The 19,116-nt window shown below is 47.8% G+C and carries 17 protein-coding genes; 2 read left to right on the top strand and 15 right to left on the bottom strand.

The features are described from left to right. Positions 1-76: 76 nt before the first annotated feature. The 6 genes from VGN67_RS01355 to VGN67_RS01330 all read right to left on the bottom strand — a co-directional run bounded on the left by VGN67_RS01355 (position 77) and on the right by VGN67_RS01330 (position 10,682). Positions 77-931, bottom strand: coding sequence for a sugar phosphate isomerase/epimerase family protein (locus VGN67_RS01355; RefSeq protein WP_327484959.1), 855 nt, complete (start codon positions 929-931; stop codon positions 77-79). Between the two features lie 112 nt (positions 932-1,043). Continuing rightward, positions 1,044-1,760, bottom strand: coding sequence for a DUF1080 domain-containing protein (locus VGN67_RS01350; protein WP_327485013.1), 717 nt, complete (start codon positions 1,758-1,760; stop codon positions 1,044-1,046). A 168-nt stretch (positions 1,761-1,928) separates the two neighbouring features. Beyond that, positions 1,929-4,646 (bottom strand): c-type cytochrome, encoded by a 2,718-nt coding sequence (locus tag VGN67_RS01345; RefSeq protein WP_327484958.1) that lies wholly within the window; start codon positions 4,644-4,646, stop codon positions 1,929-1,931. 260 nt (positions 4,647-4,906) lie between these two features. Further along, positions 4,907-6,415: a RagB/SusD family nutrient uptake outer membrane protein gene (locus VGN67_RS01340; RefSeq protein WP_327484957.1), complete on the bottom strand. Its 1,509-nt coding sequence runs from the start codon at positions 6,413-6,415 to the stop codon at positions 4,907-4,909. A gap of 54 nt (positions 6,416-6,469) precedes the next feature. Further along, entirely contained in the window at positions 6,470-9,511 is a 3,042-nt protein-coding gene (locus tag VGN67_RS01335; protein ID WP_327485012.1) for a TonB-dependent receptor, read from the bottom strand. Positions 9,512-10,271: 760 nt separating this feature from the next. Next, positions 10,272-10,682: a hypothetical protein gene (locus tag VGN67_RS01330; protein WP_327484956.1), complete on the bottom strand. Its 411-nt coding sequence runs from the start codon at positions 10,680-10,682 to the stop codon at positions 10,272-10,274. Between the two features lie 598 nt (positions 10,683-11,280). Between VGN67_RS01330 and VGN67_RS01325 the strand changes: the two genes are divergently transcribed. Continuing rightward, positions 11,281-11,655: a hypothetical protein gene (locus VGN67_RS01325; RefSeq protein WP_327484955.1), complete on the top strand. Its 375-nt coding sequence runs from the start codon at positions 11,281-11,283 to the stop codon at positions 11,653-11,655. 49 nt (positions 11,656-11,704) lie between these two features. Here the strand turns inward: VGN67_RS01325 and VGN67_RS01320 are convergent, their stop codons facing one another. From VGN67_RS01320 to VGN67_RS01285, 9 genes are all read right to left on the bottom strand, one after another. Further along, a complete protein-coding gene (locus tag VGN67_RS01320) occupies positions 11,705-12,016 on the bottom strand; it encodes a transposase (RefSeq protein ID WP_327484954.1) in 312 nt (103 codons plus the stop codon). Between the two features lie 23 nt (positions 12,017-12,039). Continuing rightward, on the bottom strand, positions 12,040-13,035 hold the full coding sequence (locus tag VGN67_RS01315; RefSeq protein ID WP_327484953.1) for an IS110 family transposase: 996 nt from the start codon (positions 13,033-13,035) through the stop codon (positions 12,040-12,042). Further along, the gene (locus tag VGN67_RS01310; protein WP_327485016.1) at positions 12,962-13,147 is read right to left on the bottom strand and encodes a hypothetical protein; all 186 of its coding nucleotides are present in this window, start codon (positions 13,145-13,147) and stop codon (positions 12,962-12,964) included. Before VGN67_RS01310 ends, VGN67_RS01315 begins: the two co-directional genes overlap by 74 nt. Positions 13,148-13,288: 141 nt before the next feature. Then, positions 13,289-13,534, bottom strand: a complete 246-nt coding sequence (locus VGN67_RS24460; protein ID WP_414717278.1) for a transposase — start codon at positions 13,532-13,534, stop codon at positions 13,289-13,291. 49 nt (positions 13,535-13,583) lie between these two features. Further along, positions 13,584-14,060 (bottom strand): helix-turn-helix domain-containing protein, encoded by a 477-nt coding sequence (locus VGN67_RS01305; protein ID WP_327484952.1) that lies wholly within the window; start codon positions 14,058-14,060, stop codon positions 13,584-13,586. Positions 14,061-14,251: 191 nt separating this feature from the next. Next, positions 14,252-15,037, bottom strand: a complete 786-nt coding sequence (locus VGN67_RS01300) for a phosphodiester glycosidase family protein (RefSeq protein WP_327484951.1) — start codon at positions 15,035-15,037, stop codon at positions 14,252-14,254. 47 nt (positions 15,038-15,084) lie between these two features. Next, on the bottom strand, positions 15,085-15,678 hold the full coding sequence (locus VGN67_RS01295) for a hypothetical protein (RefSeq protein WP_327484950.1): 594 nt from the start codon (positions 15,676-15,678) through the stop codon (positions 15,085-15,087). Between the two features lie 37 nt (positions 15,679-15,715). Next, a complete protein-coding gene (locus VGN67_RS01290) occupies positions 15,716-16,435 on the bottom strand; it encodes a hypothetical protein (protein ID WP_327484949.1) in 720 nt (239 codons plus the stop codon). Between the two features lie 22 nt (positions 16,436-16,457). After that, positions 16,458-16,937 carry a hypothetical protein gene (locus tag VGN67_RS01285; RefSeq protein WP_327484948.1) on the bottom strand — a complete coding sequence of 160 codons (480 nt, stop codon included), beginning with the start codon at positions 16,935-16,937 and terminating at the stop codon, positions 16,458-16,460. Between the two features lie 658 nt (positions 16,938-17,595). Between VGN67_RS01285 and VGN67_RS01280 the strand changes: the two genes are divergently transcribed. Then, entirely contained in the window at positions 17,596-18,840 is a 1,245-nt protein-coding gene (locus VGN67_RS01280) for a hypothetical protein (RefSeq protein ID WP_327484947.1), read from the top strand. Positions 18,841-19,116 lie beyond the last annotated feature (276 nt).

Below are 19,116 nucleotides of genomic sequence, written 5' to 3'. Positions count from 1 at the left end.
TGGTAGGTACTATTTCCGGAAGAAATGGGGAACCACTCCTTAGCCGGGAAACAACTTGTTGTTACGGGCCGGGCGTTTACAGACCGTGCCTCGCGCTCATTTGCCTGATAAAGCTCAGGCCGTTTTCGGCGATATGCCAGGGATCGTTATACTCACGCCACACCCCGATAGAATTAGCAAAATCAGGGTCATTGCGGGAAAAGGCTTCAATGGTCAGCCAGCCCCGGTAGTTGATGGCGGCTAAGCCACCGAAGGCGTCGTCCCAGGGAATATGTCCGTCGCCGGGGGTACCTCGATCGTTTTCGCTGATGTGTACGTGGGCCAGTACGGGCGCGATGGTACTCAGCGCTTTCTGGTAGTTCTTTTCCTCGATATTGGCGTGATGGGTGTCGAACATGGCCCGCACCTGGGGGTGGTCAGCGTACCTGATCAGGTGGGTTAGCTGCTCCATGGTATTACAAAGGTAACATTCGAAGCGGTTGAGGGCTTCCAGCGCCAGTACCACATTGGCTTGGGCGGCGTGCTCACCGGCGGCGTGAAGTACCTCGCCGGCCCATTTATATTCGTCTTCGAGCGGGGGGTGCTGGGCAAAAAAGGCGTGCGCTGAATGAAAAGGACCGCACAAGACCCGCGACCCGAGGTCGTGCGTGCGGTCAATACTCCACTTGATGCGGTCAAGGGCGCTGGCCCGTACGGCGGCCGATTCGTTGATGGGGCTGGTGTCGGGCCCTACTACCGTGACGGCGGTCATGCCCAGGCCCAGATCGCTGACATGCTTTCCGAAACGCTGGTAAGCCGCCGGATCGTCGGCCGCTCCCACAAAACACTCTACACCATCGTAGCCAATTTCTTTAAGACGGTCCACGATGGGGAATAGATCATCCGAAACCACCGCCGACCAGGCAAGTACATTAAAACCAATTTTATTCATAGAGGTCAAAAAATCAGGTAGTACTTTACTATAGCTCCGAAAAGTTAGCAGTAAAGTACTACCGATGCAACACAGTTGGAAATTTAGACCCAAAATCGGGGATCAACACTACTTACTGCTTGATACGCAAATTGCGGTACTCGACCTTCATGGGAGGTCCTACGTGTACCTGCACGCCCAGCAGCCCCTTTTTCATTCCGTTAACGGTATCTTCGTCCGTGACATCACTCATCAATACTCCGTTGACGTAGTGCTGCAGGCGGTTTCCTTTTGCGACCAGGTGAAACTCGTTCCATTCCTCCGGCTTAATCTTAGTCTGCAGTTCTTCTGATGTACCGAGTGAGCCGGTTACCGTCCTGCCCGTCCAGGCATTTCTGGCTGTTTTGGATCTTACAGCCTCGGGAGTAGCTTCCCCCTCATAGGGATTGATGCGGGCTACTTCGCCCCGGTAAGCCAGGGTAGTCCGCTTGCGCTCTTCGTAGTTTTGACCGGTGTAGCGGTTTTTACCGTCAATGTCGGCCTGGTAGCCGCGTAGCGCGTACGGAATATCGGTGAGGCGCTCGCTGCGGTAGTTGATACCGGAGTTACCGCTTTCAGTTATTTTAAATTCTCCTTTCAGCTCAAAATCGGCCGGCTGTCCGCCCTGCCAAATGATAAAGGAATTGGTCTTAAGAGGCTTGTCGGGGGTAATCTCCCCTATCAGACTCCCGTTCTCGACCCGCCAGTAAGCCGGATCGCCCTCCCATCCTTTGAGCGACTTTCCGTCAAATATGGATTTAAAGCCCTTTTCATTGTTCTGGCTCGTAGCCGGGGGGACACAGCTGCCCATGAGAATTACACCCAATGCAATTCCTCCCACTAAAGACCGTACGTTATTTTTTCTGGACATTATACTATCGTTGAATACCTGGTGAATACTGAGAAGCAGTAAATTTTAGCTCTTCAAAATAAAAAAAAAGGACAGAACTCGCTGGAAGTTCTGTCCTTTTTTGCGTTACTATCTTCCGCCCTGTGGCTTAGCGGCGGCGGCCGAGAAAGCCGGGTGCTTTTCGTTTCCTCCGGAAGTAAGGTAAGCCATCAGGTCTTTGAGCTCTTCTTCGTTCAGGCTGTTGATCAGGCCGGGCAGCATGATCGACACGGCCGAGTACTTGCTCGAAACTACATCCTTCTTAGGTACCTTCATGATCATATCCGGCGCAAACGGATTTTGTGATACGTAGTAGGTGGTTTTGTCTTCGTTAGTCACGCGGCCTACAATACTTTCTCCGTTTTTAAGTACCAGCTGGGTAGCGGCGTACTGATCCGAAACAGCTTTGTGCGGATCAATGATTGCTTCCAGAATATCCTTCGTAGTAAAGCGGGTAGCCAGTTGAGAAAGCTCCGGACCTATGTTCCCACCTTCGCCCCCAATCGCGTGGCAGCGACCGCAGGTAATGGCGTTGTACATGGCTTTACCCTGCTCAAAGTTGCGCCCCGTCAGCTTTCCGTCCACCGCGGCCACTGCCGTCTCCAGCTCCCATCTCCGGCCGGGGCCTTTGGGGTACACAGCTTTTGCCAGGTCGTTACCATTTTGGGTCAGCAGATCACCCCCCGATAGCTTGTCGTATTGAGCCAGTTTGGCTTCAGGTACATTCTTCAGCGCCATTTTGCGGGCTTTATCAATAAACCCGATGTAGCTGCGCCCTCCTTGGTAGTTGAACGCCTTGCGGTACCACTTGAAGTAGCGATCGTGCAGCTCCGGTGTCCAGCCGGTTTTGGCGGCGCTCAGGGAGGTAGCCAGGTAGGTTTGCTGGGCCGGAGGCATCTTCTCGAGCATACCAGCGATATCCAGTCCGTACTGCGGGTTACGCATGATTAGTTCAGCGGAAGAAGTAGCGGTAACGCCTCCGGAGGTAGCGGCACCGGGTTGTTCTTTACTCTCGAGCAGCGCCAGGGTTTTAGGAATCACGCCGGGGGCTTCTACAAACACCAGTACCTTACTGAACAAACGGTTCAACTCGGCTGATTTGGCGGGGTACTTGGGGTTCAGGTACGCAATTATCTGCGATTTGGTGGCCGCGTCGGGCTGGCCCATGCGGACAAACACCAGTTCAAACGCCCGCAAAACATCTACCTGCTGGGGCTCGCTTAAGGAAGCGTAGTTGATGGTAGTCAACGCTTTCAGCATCGCGTTTTTCTGCTCAGGCGTTCCCTGACGGGCCAGGGCAATCATGGCATTAGTCAGGCGCACTGGGTCTTTTTCGGCCAGGGCTCTGGCCTGCCACTCGGCTACCGGCTGGTGCTCTACGGCCAGACGTGCCGCATAGCGAATAAAGCGGTCAGGATGGTTGAGGTGCGGCCAGGCGGCTGCAATGGCGTCTTTGTCGGGACCACCTGTGTGGTACTTTTCGAGGGTCCGGCGCAGGGCGTTGGCTTCGTTGATCGGGGTAGTAGCTACTGAGCTATTCAGGGGTTCCTTACCGTCATAATACACGCGGTACAGGTCCGACTCAAGGCGACGGCCTCCGGTCAGGAAGTACAGAGCACCATCAGGCCCGATTGCGCCATCCGTCAGCGGCAGGGGTATGCCCGATAGGAACTCTTCGTGGTCGGCCGTAAAGGTTGAGCCCGAGGGCTTCAGCAGGATGGTATGTACAATACCAAAGCTCCAGTCAAAGGCCAGCAGCGCGTTCTTGTATTTGGCCGGAAACTTGGCGTCGCGGGTATGCAAAAGGTTTGTAGGCGAGCCTTGTCCGATGTTCATAACCGGAGGCAGGTTGTCGGGGTAGGTAGCGGACCACTTGCTGTTACCGGTCCGCCAGCCAAACTCGCTGGCGCTGGTGGCGTGCACAATGCGGGTGGGGCGGTACCAGGGCATACCAAAGTCCCACTCCATGTCGGCATCGTACACAAACAGGTCACCGTTGGCGTCAAAGGCCATGTCGAAGGCGTTGCGATAGCCCGCGCTGATCAACTCCCAGCGCTTGCCCTCGGGGTCTACGTTGGCGATCCATCCACCGGGGGCCATGCGGTCGTTGGCGTGGCCGCGGGGGTCTTTAATAAGCGGAAAAATATTGTCTTCCTGCCAGTTTTTGGGCAGACGGTACCAGTCCATCGGGGGTACGTCGGTATGGTTACCGGCAATGACGTACAGTGATTTTCCATTGGGCGACAGGATAATACTGTGCGGACCGTGCTCGCCGTTACCGACCAGCTCCTTCAGCATAGTTACCTTGTCAAACTGGTCGTCGCCGTTGGTGTCCTGCAGGCGGTACAAGCCGCTGGTGCGGGGCAGGGATTCGGTGACGCGGTTATTGACCATCACGTACAGGCTGTTGAAGGCATACAGTAGCCCCTGAGCAGTACCCATACCGAGGGTGTCGGTGGCGTTACCAATTTTGAGCTTCTCTACTTCAGGCTTAGTTGTACCAGAGCCCATAGCAGGTATCTTTAGGCGGTACAAAGCGCCGTACTGATCAGACACGATCATGCGGCCCTTGTCATCAAAAGCCATGGATACCCACGACCCTTGCTTATTCTCGGACGGACTGTACAAATGCTCAGCCTTGAAGCCGGGCTGGAGTTTGAGCTTCTCTACCTTCGGATCATCAATCCCGGTATGAGCAGGCTGGGTTTTGTTGATCTGGGTATAGGCAGCCCCCATGATCAATACTACTCCCAGACCCAGCATGGACTTGATGGCGGTCGCGCTGGTGGATGATTTCTTGTTAAACATATAGGTTGGATTTTAGGAAATTCAGGTACTGGTACCTACTTGCGTTTAATGACAGCTTTCAGGTGTTACTACCCTTACGTTTTCAGCGGGTTATTTTCTGGCAAATCGGTTGTATCTATAAAAGCTTTTTCTATCCCGAACATACTTGCTGCCGGGTATTTACGTAATGAGGCAAAACTCTACCTTTTTAATGAATTCGGAAGAGAAACGGCTCCTCTTCCGAATTCAAAGTACCTATCTGTATTTTTTTGTTTCAAATTTCAGAAATGGGGGCTCAGATCCGCCTCAGCGGCCGGAAGTCCGTAGTAGGGACTCAGGTTGGTGAAGGCATCACCCGGCACAAAGCCGGCCTCCGGATAATAGTACTTCGCCTTATCCGCTTTTACCCGGTTTCCGTAGGCCTGAATTACTTCGGTGAGCCGACCGGTTCTTACCAGGTCATGCAGTCGTTTTGATTCAAAAGCCAGTTCAACTCTTCGCTCCTGGTAGATAGCCGCGCGCAGGTCCGCCTGCGAAGAGGCGGTGGTGTTGGCCAGTCCCGCCCGGTTACGTACCTGGTTCAGGTAGGTACTAGCTTCGCCTGCTTTACCTTGCTCCATCAGGGCTTCGGCCAGGAACAGCAGTACCTCCGAATAGCGGTAGATAGGCCAGTTCATGCCGTGGTTACCGTGCAACGAGTGGGGTTTGGCGTACTTTTTAATATAAGGAAATACCTTGTCCTTGTGCAAAGCGCCCGAGAGGGTAATGAAACCAATGGAGGCATCTTTGCGCTTATCGCCCGGCTCGTAGGCCGCGATGATATCCGGTGTTGGGACATTATTTCCTTCGCCGGTAATGGGCTGCGGGTTAGAGGTACCCGTAATGGTTACCAGCTCATTGGGGGCCATGGGAGCAGGCAGCATACTGTACACAAAGCTTCCGTTGAGGCCCTGTGATCCCTCTAAAAACTGTACTTCAAATACCGACTCCTTGTTGTTCTTATTGCCGGCAGTGGTGGAGAAAGCATTTTCGTATTCAGGCATTAAACTATACTCATTGCTGGTCACAATGGCTTTAAGTACCGTTTCGGCTTCGGTCCACTTTTTCTGAATCATGTACACGTTGGCCAACAAGGCTCTTGCCGCACCGGAGGTAGCTCTGCCCGCTTCCTGCGTTGATTTTGGCGGCAACAGGGTCACTGCCTCCTGGGCATCTTTGATGATCTGTGCATACAGCTGCTCGCCGGTAGCTAGCGGTTGCGCCGCTTCACTACGCTCCGAAACGGGAGTAAGATGAAGAGGGGCCGTGTTAAAATAACGCGCTAAGTCGAAGTAGGCCAATGCTCTCAGAAAAAGCGCCTGGCCCTTGAGGTTACTTTTAGAAGCCGTCGGTATTTCCACATTATCAATAACCGCCAGTATCTGATTGGTACGGGCTATGATTTGAAAATTCTGACGGTATACGTTCAGGACGTTAGAGTTGGTTGTGATACCATTAGCCGTAGGCACGTTGAAATCGGCCAGGTTACCCTGGTTCTCGGTAGCCCCAAACAGGATGTTACGGACGTAGCGGGCGTTGTCGGAGTGCTGCTCGCTCAGTAGCAGGGAGGCCCCGTTGTGGATCCCCCGCAGAGGTACGTAGGCTCCATTGACAGCTTGCTGAAAGTCAGCTTCGGACTTAAAGAAAGTCGCCGAACTGAGCGCCGTTTCGGGAACTACGGTCAGGAAGTCTTCGCCGCAACCGACCAGCCCCAAGCTCAGAAAACAGGTAAACAAGAGTGCTTTTTTCATTCTATCTATTATTTAGAATTAGGAAAGTAAATAGGTAAGTACTCAGGCTGTAGCCTAGAAATTCAGGTTGATGCCAATACTCGAGGTACGCGGTACCGGGTAGTTGGACAAATCAATTCCGGGGCTCAGGTTACCCCCATCGCCTTGTCCATTGCCCTGGGCACTGGTTTCAGGGTTGGGGCCTCCCCAGTACTTGGTAAATACCACAGCCTGCTGAATAGAAGCATAGAGCCGCGCCGACCGGAAGAACTTATTCTGAAGACCTATATTATAGCCCAGCGTAATGTTCTTAATGGTAAAGAAGGAAGCATCAGCCACGAAACGGCTATTTTGCCAGTCGCGCTCGATACCTGTTACGGTACCACCTCCCACTGTGGTTCCGAAGAATCCTTTTCCGGGATTTTGTTCGGAACGGAAGCGGTGTTTCACTTCTTTCATCAGGTTGAACACACCATCCAGGTTAGTGGTGCTGTACAGGTGTCGTACCCAAATCTGGTTGCCGTACGAGCCGGAGCCCACAATGCTCAGGTCAAATTTGCCGTACTGGAAGTTGTTGGTAATTCCGTAAATGAATTTAGGGAATGGAGTACCCAGAATAGTACGGTCATCGTTGTTTCCTCCGTTGGTAAGTACTCCATCGCCGTTCACATCGACCAGTTTGATACTACCCACGGTAGAACGTCCCGGAACCACCGGTGAATTTTTCAGGTCTTCGGCGTTCATGTACACTCCGTCTGCCAGGTGTCCGTAAAACTGCGCGAACGGGTATCCAACCCGGGTTATGTGATGTTGGCCGTACACACGGTCAATACCTTCGGCCAGGGCAATCACCCGGTTGCGGTTAAAGGAAATGTTGGCGTTGGTGGTCCACTGCAGCTTACCGGTGGTGTTACGGGTGGTCAGCGCAAACTCGTGTCCCCAGAACTTAATTTCCCCAATGTTATCATTGAAGTTACCGAATCCGGACTCCTGCGGGATTTGTACGGCGTACAACAGGTTGGTGGTATTTTTGGTGTAGAAGTCGTAGGTAAGCTGGATGCGATCGTTCAGTAAGCCCAAATCCAAGCCCAGATCCAGCTGCCGGGTGGTTTCCCAGCCGAGGTTGGCGTTGGCCAGTGAGGTTACTACGGCACCGGCGGCTACGTTGTTACCAAATACGGCGTTGACGGTGTTATTGATCAGCGCGTACTGGGTGTAGTTACCAATGTTGTTGTTTCCGGTTACGCCAATGCTGCCTCTCAGCTTGGCAAACGATATCTGCTGAAAGCTCTTCATGAAGTCTTCGTCCGAGACCACCCAACCCGCCGAAACCGAAGGGAAGGTACCCCAGCGGTTGTCGGAGCCAAAGCGCGAGGAGCCATCCCGACGGATAGAAGCCGTAAACAGGTACTTGCCTTTGAAGTTATAGGTCAGGCGGGACAGCAGCGAGGTCAGCGCCCACTCCTGCACGCCGCTGTTGGTACCACCGCGGTTAACATTGATAGCACCCTGAATCGTAGGAAGACGGTCGTCCGAGTAGGTGTCGGCCTGAATACGGCTTGATTCGCGGCTGAAGCGCTGGTTGGTATAGCCGGCCAGTATTTCAAAATTATGGTTGTTAAAACTCCTCGAGTAGGTAGCCAGGTTTTCGTTCAGCCAGCCAAAGTCCTGTACATATTCCCGGATCGACACCGCCGTGGTAGGTACCGGCGTATTGATGGCACTGGTCGCCGTAGACGGGTTAAAGAAAAAGAACTTGGAATTGAGAAGCTCGGCGTTAATGGTCGACTTAAGTACCAGGCCCGGAAGGGGGCGGTACTCCATATAACCATTGGAGAGCAGGTTGGTGCTCGTGGTCTCGTTGATCAGTTCATCAGCGGCCCGGACCCAGTTGGCGTAGGCAAATATGTTACCGGTGCTGGACGGAAAACGGTTAAATTTCGTCAATTCACCGTTATCGTCGTAAATCGGCATGACCGGCCAGGTGTGCAGGGCGTTAAAAAGAATACCTGTACCACGATCACCGTCGGTTCTTGGCGTATTATCGTATACGTAGTTCGGAGCAATATTGAATCCAATGGTAACTTTATCCGATACTTTATACTCTGAGTTCATACGCAGCGAGTACCGCTTGTACTCATTATTTAATACAACCCCCTGCTGATTAAACACCCCGGCTACTACCGCGGTATTGAGCCGGTCTTTATTGGAGGTCAGGGTCAGGTTGTAGCTCTGGATCGGGGCGCGGCGGAGCAGGGCGTCGTACCAGTCGTTGTTTTTCCCTTCGTACATGGCAGGGTTCTGAAACTCAGCCGGTACTGGCTGGCCTGCGTCTTCGTAGTACTCTTTCTTGAACTGAGCAAACTCCACCGCATCCATCATCTGCAGACGCCCCTTCATGGGTACTACCTGGGTACCCACAAAGCTGTTGAAGCTCACGTTGGTCTGGCCGCTTTTGCCCCTTTTGGTCGTAATAAGTACTACCCCGTTGGCCGCCCGTGAACCGTACAATGAGGTTGAAGCCGCATCTTTCAATATGGTAATATCCTCAATCTCGTCGGGGTTTAACGCCCCGATGTTACCCGTAATCGGGAAACCATCAATAACGTACAGTGGATCACTACCCCCGGATACCGACAATTGCCCCCGGATCCGGACGTTCATACCCTGACCGGGTTTTCCGGTAGTCTGGTTGATCTGAACACCCGCCAAACGCCCCTGGAGCTTCTGCGTTACCTGCGACACGGGTATATCCATGAGTTCTTTGCCCGCAATAGACTGTACCGCTCCCGTTACCTCTCGTTTTACCTGGCTACCGTACCCCACTACCACTACCTCCGACAAGGCCTTGGTATCGGTACTCATCTGTACGTTAAGCGTGGTCTGACTACCGATGTTTAATTCCTGCGTCAGAAAACCCACGTACGAAAACACCAGCGTCCCGCCGTTGTCGGGTACGGTCAGTGAGTACTCACCGCTAGCATTGGTGGTGGTACCGGCATTGGTTCCTTTTAGTACTACACTCACGCCGGGAAGTCCTTGTCCGGCTTCGTCGGTCACGGTTCCCCTTACTGTCATGGCCACTACGGTTGTAGCCGGAAGAGCTGTACCGGCCATGGCACCCGTTACGGGTATGATAACCGCTAAAACTGCACAAAGGAGTATTCTGGTGAAGTGGTACCTGGTACCATAAAATTGTAATTGTCGCAATTCGTTCATAATTTTGACAGGTTTTGTTTTGTAAAAAATAAGACAATAAAGCCCTGCTTCATCTTTTGGATGAATCTCTGATACGGGATACGGGCGGGGAATCTCAACCGGCTGTGGTGGCTCACTGCCGGTTGTTCTTTTTATAAAGTTAAGTTATGTCATAGGCTAGTTTGTAAAGCTTATAAGTGTCTCGATTAATTGCAACCGGATTTTTCAAAAGAAGATATTCTTGTGCCTGTTTTTACTTATCAGTAGCTTACTAAGATATGTAAACGGTGGAAGGTATTCCTCCTGCTCCCTCTGATTTAGTGAGTCTGCTGCTCCTAATCAGCCTTTTTTACTTCTTGGGCCTTTCCTGATTTTTTTTCAAAACAGCAGCTCGGGGCATCATTCTTAAAGTTACATTTTTGCAATAATAAGTGCTATTTACAACCGATACTTACTTTTACTATCCTGTAGTGTCAGGTGCTGAAGCTTATTTTACCAGTCGGGCTACTTAGCCTGCTTCCGGACTATCTTTCGCCTTCATATAGTTGATTAAATACAAGCGGCGAGGGGTACCTCTTTCCCTTACTCCATGTCATCCAAATCCGGCTTGAAGTAGTACTTCTCTGGTTAGCGGTCCATGGAGCGGTACCCGGACTAATGAACTTTAAAGGCCGGCGCTTTATAGTTTAGTAAGTGTACCCGCGAGTTTTACGACCTGCAGGTTTTGCGAATAAGAAGTGGGGCGTTCAATGAAGTACTCAATTGTCACGTTCAAGTGATCATTACCCGAGAAAAGGCAGGAGCCGTATTCCACCACCTGCCCGTGCGTGATTTTGGGAAAGGTGACTTTATGACCATTTAGTACCCCTTCGGTAGGGTACTGCGAGAAGCCATTCTGAACCCTAACCTTATTTTCACCGTAAGGCTCAAAAGTTAAAATTTCATCTTTGTAAGTATTGGTGCGTACTCCATCCAGGTACTCGGTTATCTCGCCTTTGTAGCTGGTTATAACCGAAATCGGCCTTTCCGGCTCCACTGTCGGCCTGGTGCATCCTAACAGCAACAGGGGAAGAATATATAGTAGCTTCATAAGGCTAACGGATAGGGTACAGTGCACAGGAAGAACAGGTTACAATTTACCAATTGTACAGTAAAGAACCCTTACTATTCTCTAAAGCTCTATGATGAAGGCTACCTACTTTTCGCCCCGTCCCTAATTTTTAAATGAAGTCTTTGTAATACTGAGAAGGTCGCTTTAATCATAATTGAGTCTAATGGGGTTCAATATCTCTGAACCATATGCAACTATTCACTTTAAGTGTTCCGTTTGCTCTTGCGAGCGCCTCCCTTTTTATCAGGTAATATCATCTATTGTTGCATTGAAACCGCATCTGAGCAGATGCCAGCGTGTATTTGCGAGGAGAAGACAGTCCTATATTAGTTAAAAATGCCACCTGTTGAGGAAAGGATATGAGAATAATTAACATGGAGGACCTGGCACACTAACAGGCTTTCCGGGAATTGAATTGGAGTCATAAAGTAAAACAACTTACTAATAAACAATAATGTCCTACAGAACCACAAACGAAAAGTGAACTGCTGAGTACAAGATAAATTTATCAAACGGTATCAACAATACAGCGATTTATGAATAATTTGCCATCGGTCACATCATCCTTTAATATAACATGAAAACATTATTTTATGTAATTCTATCAGTTTCTTGCTTTCTCACTTCATGTACACGGCAAAGTGAGATACCTATGCCTAATGTTTCAGATTATTTCATCGGCACTTGGGAGTTAAGTAAGGTAGTGAATACCAAACCCGTCAGATCCTTTCCGTCCTATATTACATTTTCAGAAAATGGAGGCCTTACTCATAATGTTAAAGTAGAAGGTCAACAGTGGCCAGAGTTATTTTGGTCATATGACCAAAATAATGAAGAGCTTACATTCTATCTACCCGAAAAAGAAACATATAAAATAGTAGAGAGAAGCACTAGAAGATTTAAATTAAGAGTTGAATACTCTGGAAATTTTATAATATTCGAAAAAAAGTAACCTAAAAAGGCCTCATAAATGTATGAGAGCCTTTTTATTGATAAGTGAATTAGCCTTTAAAGAAAGCCACCTCCTTCTTTTGAGAGAATGAAACCAACAATTCAGTGTCTCTTCTGACCTCCTCAATTTTTTCTTTCAATGCTTCGGCCAAATCTTCCAGGTTAAGGAACACACGGTTTTTGAGCTCTCTTTTCAACTGACTCCAAAGCAACTCTACTGGATTCAATTCCGGGCTGTATCCGGGCAGGGCCACTAGGTGTACGCGCCCCTTCTTGCGCACCAAAAAGTCCTTGATAGCTTGACTGCGAGGAATGGTCGCGCCGTCCGCCGGAATTCTAAGATCAAAACAAGTAATAGGCAATATTATTTTTTTAAGATTTACATTTAGGCTGCTTGGGGATAGTGTTTAATAGTAACATAGGGTGTACCGCGGTCGACGGTGGCGAATACCCGGTTAATCAACTTTGCTCTGACCGCGTTTAATACGGTCATTTTAGGTTTTCCTTCATTTAATTTTCTTTGATAGCGGCCGCCGCTGCGGTATGCTTTCAGTTGCGGGTCGTGCTGAACAGCTGCAGCGGCACAATTGCTTAGCAGCGCTTTCATTTTTTTGTTGGCTAAGGGGCTGACTCTGGTCTTGCCTTTGACGCTAATGCCCGATATATGCTCAAAAGGAGCCACCCCGGCGTAACAGGCGAACTGTCGGCCATTATCGAAGGCAGTGAAGTCTTGGGTATGAATTAAGAAGGCCACGGCCGTGACTAGACCAATGCCTACTACGGAGTTAACCAACTCGAAGTGCTTCCAGACCTGCTCATCCTGCTGTAGGGTCACTTCAATTTGCTTATCAGTGTAGCTAATCTGCTGCTCAACGAGCTCTCTTTGCTTCTCTGATAGTTTGATAATGAACGTATTATCAATTAGATCGGATGTGTCTTTCAAGTCCTGAAGAGTCTTTTTGAGGCTGGCGTTGCTCTTGACTAACCGCTCACGGAAGGCCATCAGGTTCTTCAGTTTTAACAGACAGTCCGAAGCTAGTCGCACAGGCCTAAGCAGACGTTGGTGTAGGCAAATGAATTGGGCGATCCTTTTTGAATCCACTTGGTCGCTTTTGCCCCTTACCAAGCCCAGGCTCTTTTTGAGCTGCAGCGGACTGATCAGCGTGTAGGTTATTTCCCTCTCCTGTAAGAAAAAGCATAGGGCCAGCGTGTAATGACCTGTATGTTCCATGCCCACAAAGCTGTTGTTTTGGTTAGCCCCCAGCTTTTTGAGCCACGAAAGTAGATTCTTAAAACCCGAGGTGGTGTTAGAAAATTGCTGCCGGGCCGCCGTCGCGGTGGAGGAACTGGTCCGGATTATCGTTCTGACAGACCGCAGCATCTAACGTGGCCTTAGAAATATCAATACCAACAAACCATTGCTTTTTCATATTTATCTCTGGTTCAGGTGAAACATCAATAACCGAACTCATTGAAATGCTAATCCCTTTCATAAGCCCAATGCTTAATATTCTAAATAGCAACCAATCAATGAAAAGGTATGAGGGACTAATTCCGGCGATAAGTCTACTTAATAGGCGGCCCCATAGTTCACCGCTCATACCTTCGGCTCTTTGGTACTGTACTTTTTATAGTTAACTTTTGTTCTGCGAATCTAAAGGGCGGCCCCGCCAGATCACAATCAGGTCCTTGCTGCGGTACCTGCGGCACAGGTACTCCAAAAAGCCGATCACCCCCTCACTATTGTATGCCTTGTCTTGCCCGCCGACGTACAGCCTTCCATTAGGGGTCATGGCGGCGATCAAACTAAGGTGTTCTTTGCCTGCCTTCTCCTCAATGATGGGCGTTTGACCCCTGGGTGCCCACGTGCGGCTGACCAGGGGGAGGAGGTAGAAGCCCGATTCATCGACATAGGCGATAACACGGTTCTCATCCTCGGCTTTTTTTTAATTCCGGCACCGTCTCTTCCCGCCACTGCTGGACTTTCTGCTCGCTTTGCTGGCGGGCCTTTTTGGTGGGCTTCTGCAAGCTCCACCCCACCTTTTTCAGAATGCGTCCCACCTGCGTTGGGTCATAGGTGACGCCAAAAAACCTGCCAATCAGTTCATTGACGCGGGAACGCGTCCAGATGTGGCCTGGGAAGCCATGGTGGGCCGCACCAAGATTTAACTCCTCGACAAGCTTTAAGAGTTGTTCCGGTGTCAGCTTGGGTTGGGAGCCTGGTGGCTTTCGGGCCAGCAGGCCATTCGGCCCCAACTCTAGGTACTTTTTCAAAGTCTGGCTCACCCAGCCCTCAGTCATCCCAAGAGCCGAGGCGATGTCCTTCTGCTTCCAGCCCGATTCCTTTAACTCTACGCAGCGGCGGCGTAGTATTTCGTAGTCAGATGGTTTGTATTTTGCATTCATGATGGCAATTTACAAACTTTACACCTCTATTCACTCATCAATAAAGGACAAAAATAGTGATTCTCTTACTGCATTGGACTGAGGTAATTCAGGCTTAAATGTTTACGGCTGATATTGTAATACATTTCAATTTAAAGGTTTGAGAGAATCACACACTTATTTGAACATATCCTTAAATTTCTCAGTATCCATTATCTATAGCTACCTGCCACAAATACGAAAGGCTTATGTATACCGGCTATGGCTTTGACCAGGGTAGGTACGGGTTGATACTCATACATATACCCTCTATCGTGTATTCGCAGTTCCAAAGAAGACCCACCTTCTAATACGATACCATTGACTATGCCCGCTTTAACACCAATATCGCATAGTTGCTTCATACTAATCATCCCCATGTTCATAGAGTGAATGACAACCAAATCGCCCTTCTTGTTTACACCCAGCATACCGCGCCATATCTTTTCCCTGCTTCTCTTTGATTTTATTATGGCTGTATTAATAGCACCACCTTTTATTCCCATCATAATGGATTGACAGGCATATTTTACACCCTCCGGGCGCGTTTTACGAACATTTACCAGTCCCTTTTTTACGTAGAAAAAGCCTCCGCGGGTGACTTTTTTACTGATACGTTCACCGTCTATGATAACCTCACCAATAGGGCCCTGATTGGTGAAGAAGTTGGTGTTAACATAAAAGTCGGCACCTGGAGGTACCTTTCGGGTTACCTCAAAATCCATAGCCCCCTTTTTGATAGTAATTATCCCTACACTACCATCCAGCAAATATTTATTTCGGATCTCGATCTTTTCAATTTTGCAACGCTCTGACTCATATACTCTGGATACTTTTTTTCCAACGCGGATTGCTGCATAATGATGTTTTTGCTGAATGGCCCATCCCAGGCCATCCATCAGTACTGTATTGCCGATTGATAAAAAAGCAACGGCACAGAGCATAATAGTCTTTTTCATAAGTGTGTATTTAGTGTAAGTGAATGGGTTGGAAATTCTAAAACGTACTACTCATGTGCAAAAGCACGTATTGATTCGCTGAAGTAGCGGGCGCTGATGAGTTCAGCGAACCTCTCTTCGTGTCGCAATGAAACATGGGGTAATCCATATATGCCGGGGGAGTTAAACTCTTTATCCTGCAATAAAGCCCCAAAGAATTCAGCAGACTCAATATGAGCTATACCTGGAAGTCTGTTCTCGCACTCCTGAATGAAGAACTGGCAGGCATTCGTCCACTCTTCCCCATCAAATAAAACTTTTGAGAGAATAAAAGCAGGAGGTACCCTGCGCCAGCATCCAAAACCAGCATCGCCTTTCATAGGAATTGGGTAGTGGCTGCCAATATTCTGAATATACTGAGGGTAATTTTGAGGGAAATTTGAATGGATATTCTGATCCAGAATATCCACAAAGTACCAGGCATACCAGAAGTACTTATTTCTAAATATATCACTATCCGGAAACCACAGCTCACAGGCGCGGTTAGCCGGTATATGGTGATGCTTACAATCGCCGGGCTGCCGCTCCCGAATCTTGGTTAAGACCCTATACTGATGTAGTAAAGACGGCATCTGCTGGTAAAAAAAATGGGCGAAGTTCATAGTAGTACAGTTTAGATGTAATTTTAAAGGCACCTTTCTAGTCCAGATGATATTCTTCCTGATGTTGACTTTTCCACAATGTGACGTTCCCGGTGAACCTATCGTGGGTCCTGATTACATCATAATAGGAATACATCGGCCACCTTAAATTAGCTGTGCTTGCTAAGACAAGATCTGGCCTGCCATATGGATTTTCCATCATTACCTGGTAAAGAGGCTTTTCAGCTTCGTAGAAATTAGTCCAGTTAAAGCCAAAGCCCGTCCCAGGCCGAATAATCGCTACTGCTTTAGCAGATGTTCGATTTGTATGATACAGTGCCTGGTAAGTTGCTACACCCTCCCCACAAATAAATAGCAGGCTAAATCGCTTAGGACCATGCTCCTCACCCAATTCAGCATTGCGCTCATAGACTACCCAATGGCAAAAAGGCTTTTCCCATACATGCTCATACTTCCTGAAGTTACCAGCCCCTCTGGGTAGCACTGGGTACCAGCCATTAGGGACCAGTTCCTGCTGCTGTACAGAACGGTGCCCGAAAACAGTGTAGCCCATGAAATTTTCCATTTCTAACAGAAACCGCTCCTTGCTAATGGCATAATCGCAGTAAATAAAGCTTTGAATATGCCGGGCGTACCATTTGACTACTCTGCCGTCCAGACCGCAAGCCGGGTAGTAGAAGGAATTATCTAAAATCTCCAGTAGCGGGAATTGGCCGTGCAGGATGTCGTCTTTAGTTAATTTTTCAAGAAAGTCCATAGTAGTTGGTCGTTTTAAAGTTTTAAACATATTCAGGGTGATCTTCTAAAAATTTCTTTTGGAGTTCATCGCGAAGCTTTTCCAGGTCGAACTCCTCAAATTCTGGTGGACGGTGACCGGGAATTGTTATTGTAATAGAAAACATATCCATGTAGGCATCCGGATTCTTTTGCACATATAGATTAGCCCGTACTTCAAAACCTCCGTCCGCCAGAGCACTGCGTTTAACTTCATAGTAATTCATTCCCGGCCAGTCGAAAACTATCCCCTTCTGCTGAAAGTCAATCCTAATCTGAGATTTGATTCTATACCAGGGATACGAAAACAGAAATTGAACAGTATCAGCCGCTCCTGTTTCTCCATTGACGAACTGACAGGGGACCTGCCGATTCCGCTGATTGTAGAGTATGGCCACATACTCGCCAGCATCTATGTGATCATACGTGCACAGATACCTTATATCTACGGTACCTTCGATTGCTTCCTGCATCTTTTTTTCCATAGCATGGGTTTGATTTAAGATTTTAATTGTCTATTTTATAAAGGCTTATTGGGGGATAAGGATGTGACAAAACAAGCAAATAGCTGGTTTAAGAACTACAAACTGCAAGCTTGCAAGGAGGGTAGTGGAATAGATACAATTTGGCACCTTTGTCAAGTCAAAAATATCTTGTTCACCAAAGGAGCCCACTTTATGAATATTCACCAGATTCCTGTTTACAACCTTTATAATCCTGCGAACAGCGACACCACCCGGTCGGTCAAGAGGGTATCATCAACGGCATTTTTTAAGATTTTGACGCTCTACCTGGACCCTACTGGGGGTGCTTAGGTAAGACACATCCGAGGCCAGGGTTAAGCTGGTTGTAGAAAAAGGATTGACCTTCTTCTGGCTTAGGAAAATAAATGGAGTGGTGAGCTTCGCTCCTATGCTGGCGACTGAGACTTAAACCCCGATTAATGGATTTGTGCAGGATTTGTTTGGGCAGATTGAGGAGGTGAAGCTGGAAAATTATTGTACTATAGAAAAGGCAGTCTGCACTATTGATTAAATATAGCATTTGAGGCTTTTGGCCTAAAAACGACCGTTAGATAAATTTTTTTGGTCGTCCGGCTTTTTCCGGCTTTATTGTACTTTACTCACTTAATTTATAAAAATTATGAACGTACATCTCCTTCGGGCCCCTGATTATAGAGAAGAACATTTTGGTGCAGTTGCCGATCTCCTGGATTCTTTCCAAATGCCTGGCTGGAATTTTAAGAGGGTAGAACCCTACCAATTCCCGGATGAAGTCCTTTTTTATTTCTGGTCTCAGGATAGAGAGGAACCCGATACACAGGAATATAAAACCATGGTGCCCTGGGATATTCTTTTTGGTCTTTGCAAGCACTACCGCAAACAAAATAACATACCTGATAATGAGGTAGTAGTGCTGCTAACTACTAAAAAGAATGAGCTAAATTGGTTTAGTTCATTTGATAAGAGCCGCAATATTTTTATTGATACAGACGATTGGGAGCCTTATTTCAAAAATTGCCATCACAAATTTCCGGTTGCTCATGAAATCATTGCTAATTGTCTTCAGCAGGCTATGAATTTAAATATAGCCAATATGCGTACTGAAAAATGTATACACATGATAACGAGAGGCTGTATGAATGATTTTTGCGGCCATAAACCTGATATAGCAATGAAAATGAGGACAGCTGATATCTGTAAGGACTGTATGCAACGATTAATGGATTGCGGAGTACAAAGACATATTGTAAATGCTGCCTCAGAAGCATTTGAAGGATTAAGGAAAAGAATGAAGTATCTTGAAAGTTTTGACTGGGCCAATTGGGAAGGGATAATAAAGGTGAATAGCCGCAGGCAGATCATTTTTCCAGAGTTGGATAATTTGGAAATTCCTATGAATCCTTTAATGAAGACTTTGTATCTCTTTTACCTTTTACAAAGAAAAAATAATAAAAGAGGAGTAAGTCGAACAGAACTTCTGAATTATCGAGAGGAACTTTTAAAAATTTATTTAGTAGTAAGTGGTCATGAAAGACATACCCAATTTATCAGTAATGAACATTTGCCCTTAAAAGAAATGCTTGAAAGAATCGATGAACTTATTAGTACGGTTAATAATAGTTTTAATGAAAAGAAATCTCGTATCAAAGATGCATTCGAGAAAAATATTGGAGAAAACCTGGCACAAGCTTATTTAATCAAAGACGTAGCTCCGGCTGAGGAAGATAAAAAAGGGAGGGCGTTAGCAATCGAACTTGCACCAGAGAAAATCATAATTTCAGAAAATATTCAGCTATCTCCTTTGAATTGGCCGCTTCCCCCTTTCCCATTCAGAATGAGTAGAACCGATAAAACAGCTTTAAAGGGAATCAGAAATGGCAATTAAGGACATCAAAAAAAACAAAATTTTCAGTATAGTAACATTACCTGTTAAGGTATTGCTGTAAATATTTTTTCCAACTGTGGCTGTGAGGTGGTAGTAGAGTGAGGACAAGGCGGTAATGGGAGAATTATACATTACTAAGTAGTGGGTCATATTTAGTCATACATTTATTTGATTGAGAACAGGATGGAAAACACCTGGTTTCCATAATTTTCAAGAATATGGTTTACTCTCGAATGCAGCGCCGCTTTACTTTCAAAATCCTGAGGGCGCAGCCAC

Origin of the sequence: Telluribacter sp., assembly GCF_035998675.1 — a bacterium.
Taxonomy (GTDB): Bacteria; Bacteroidota; Bacteroidia; order Cytophagales; family Spirosomataceae; genus Telluribacter.
Note: the sequence above shows the minus strand (reverse complement) of the source record. Positions and strands in the feature narration are given on the sequence as shown.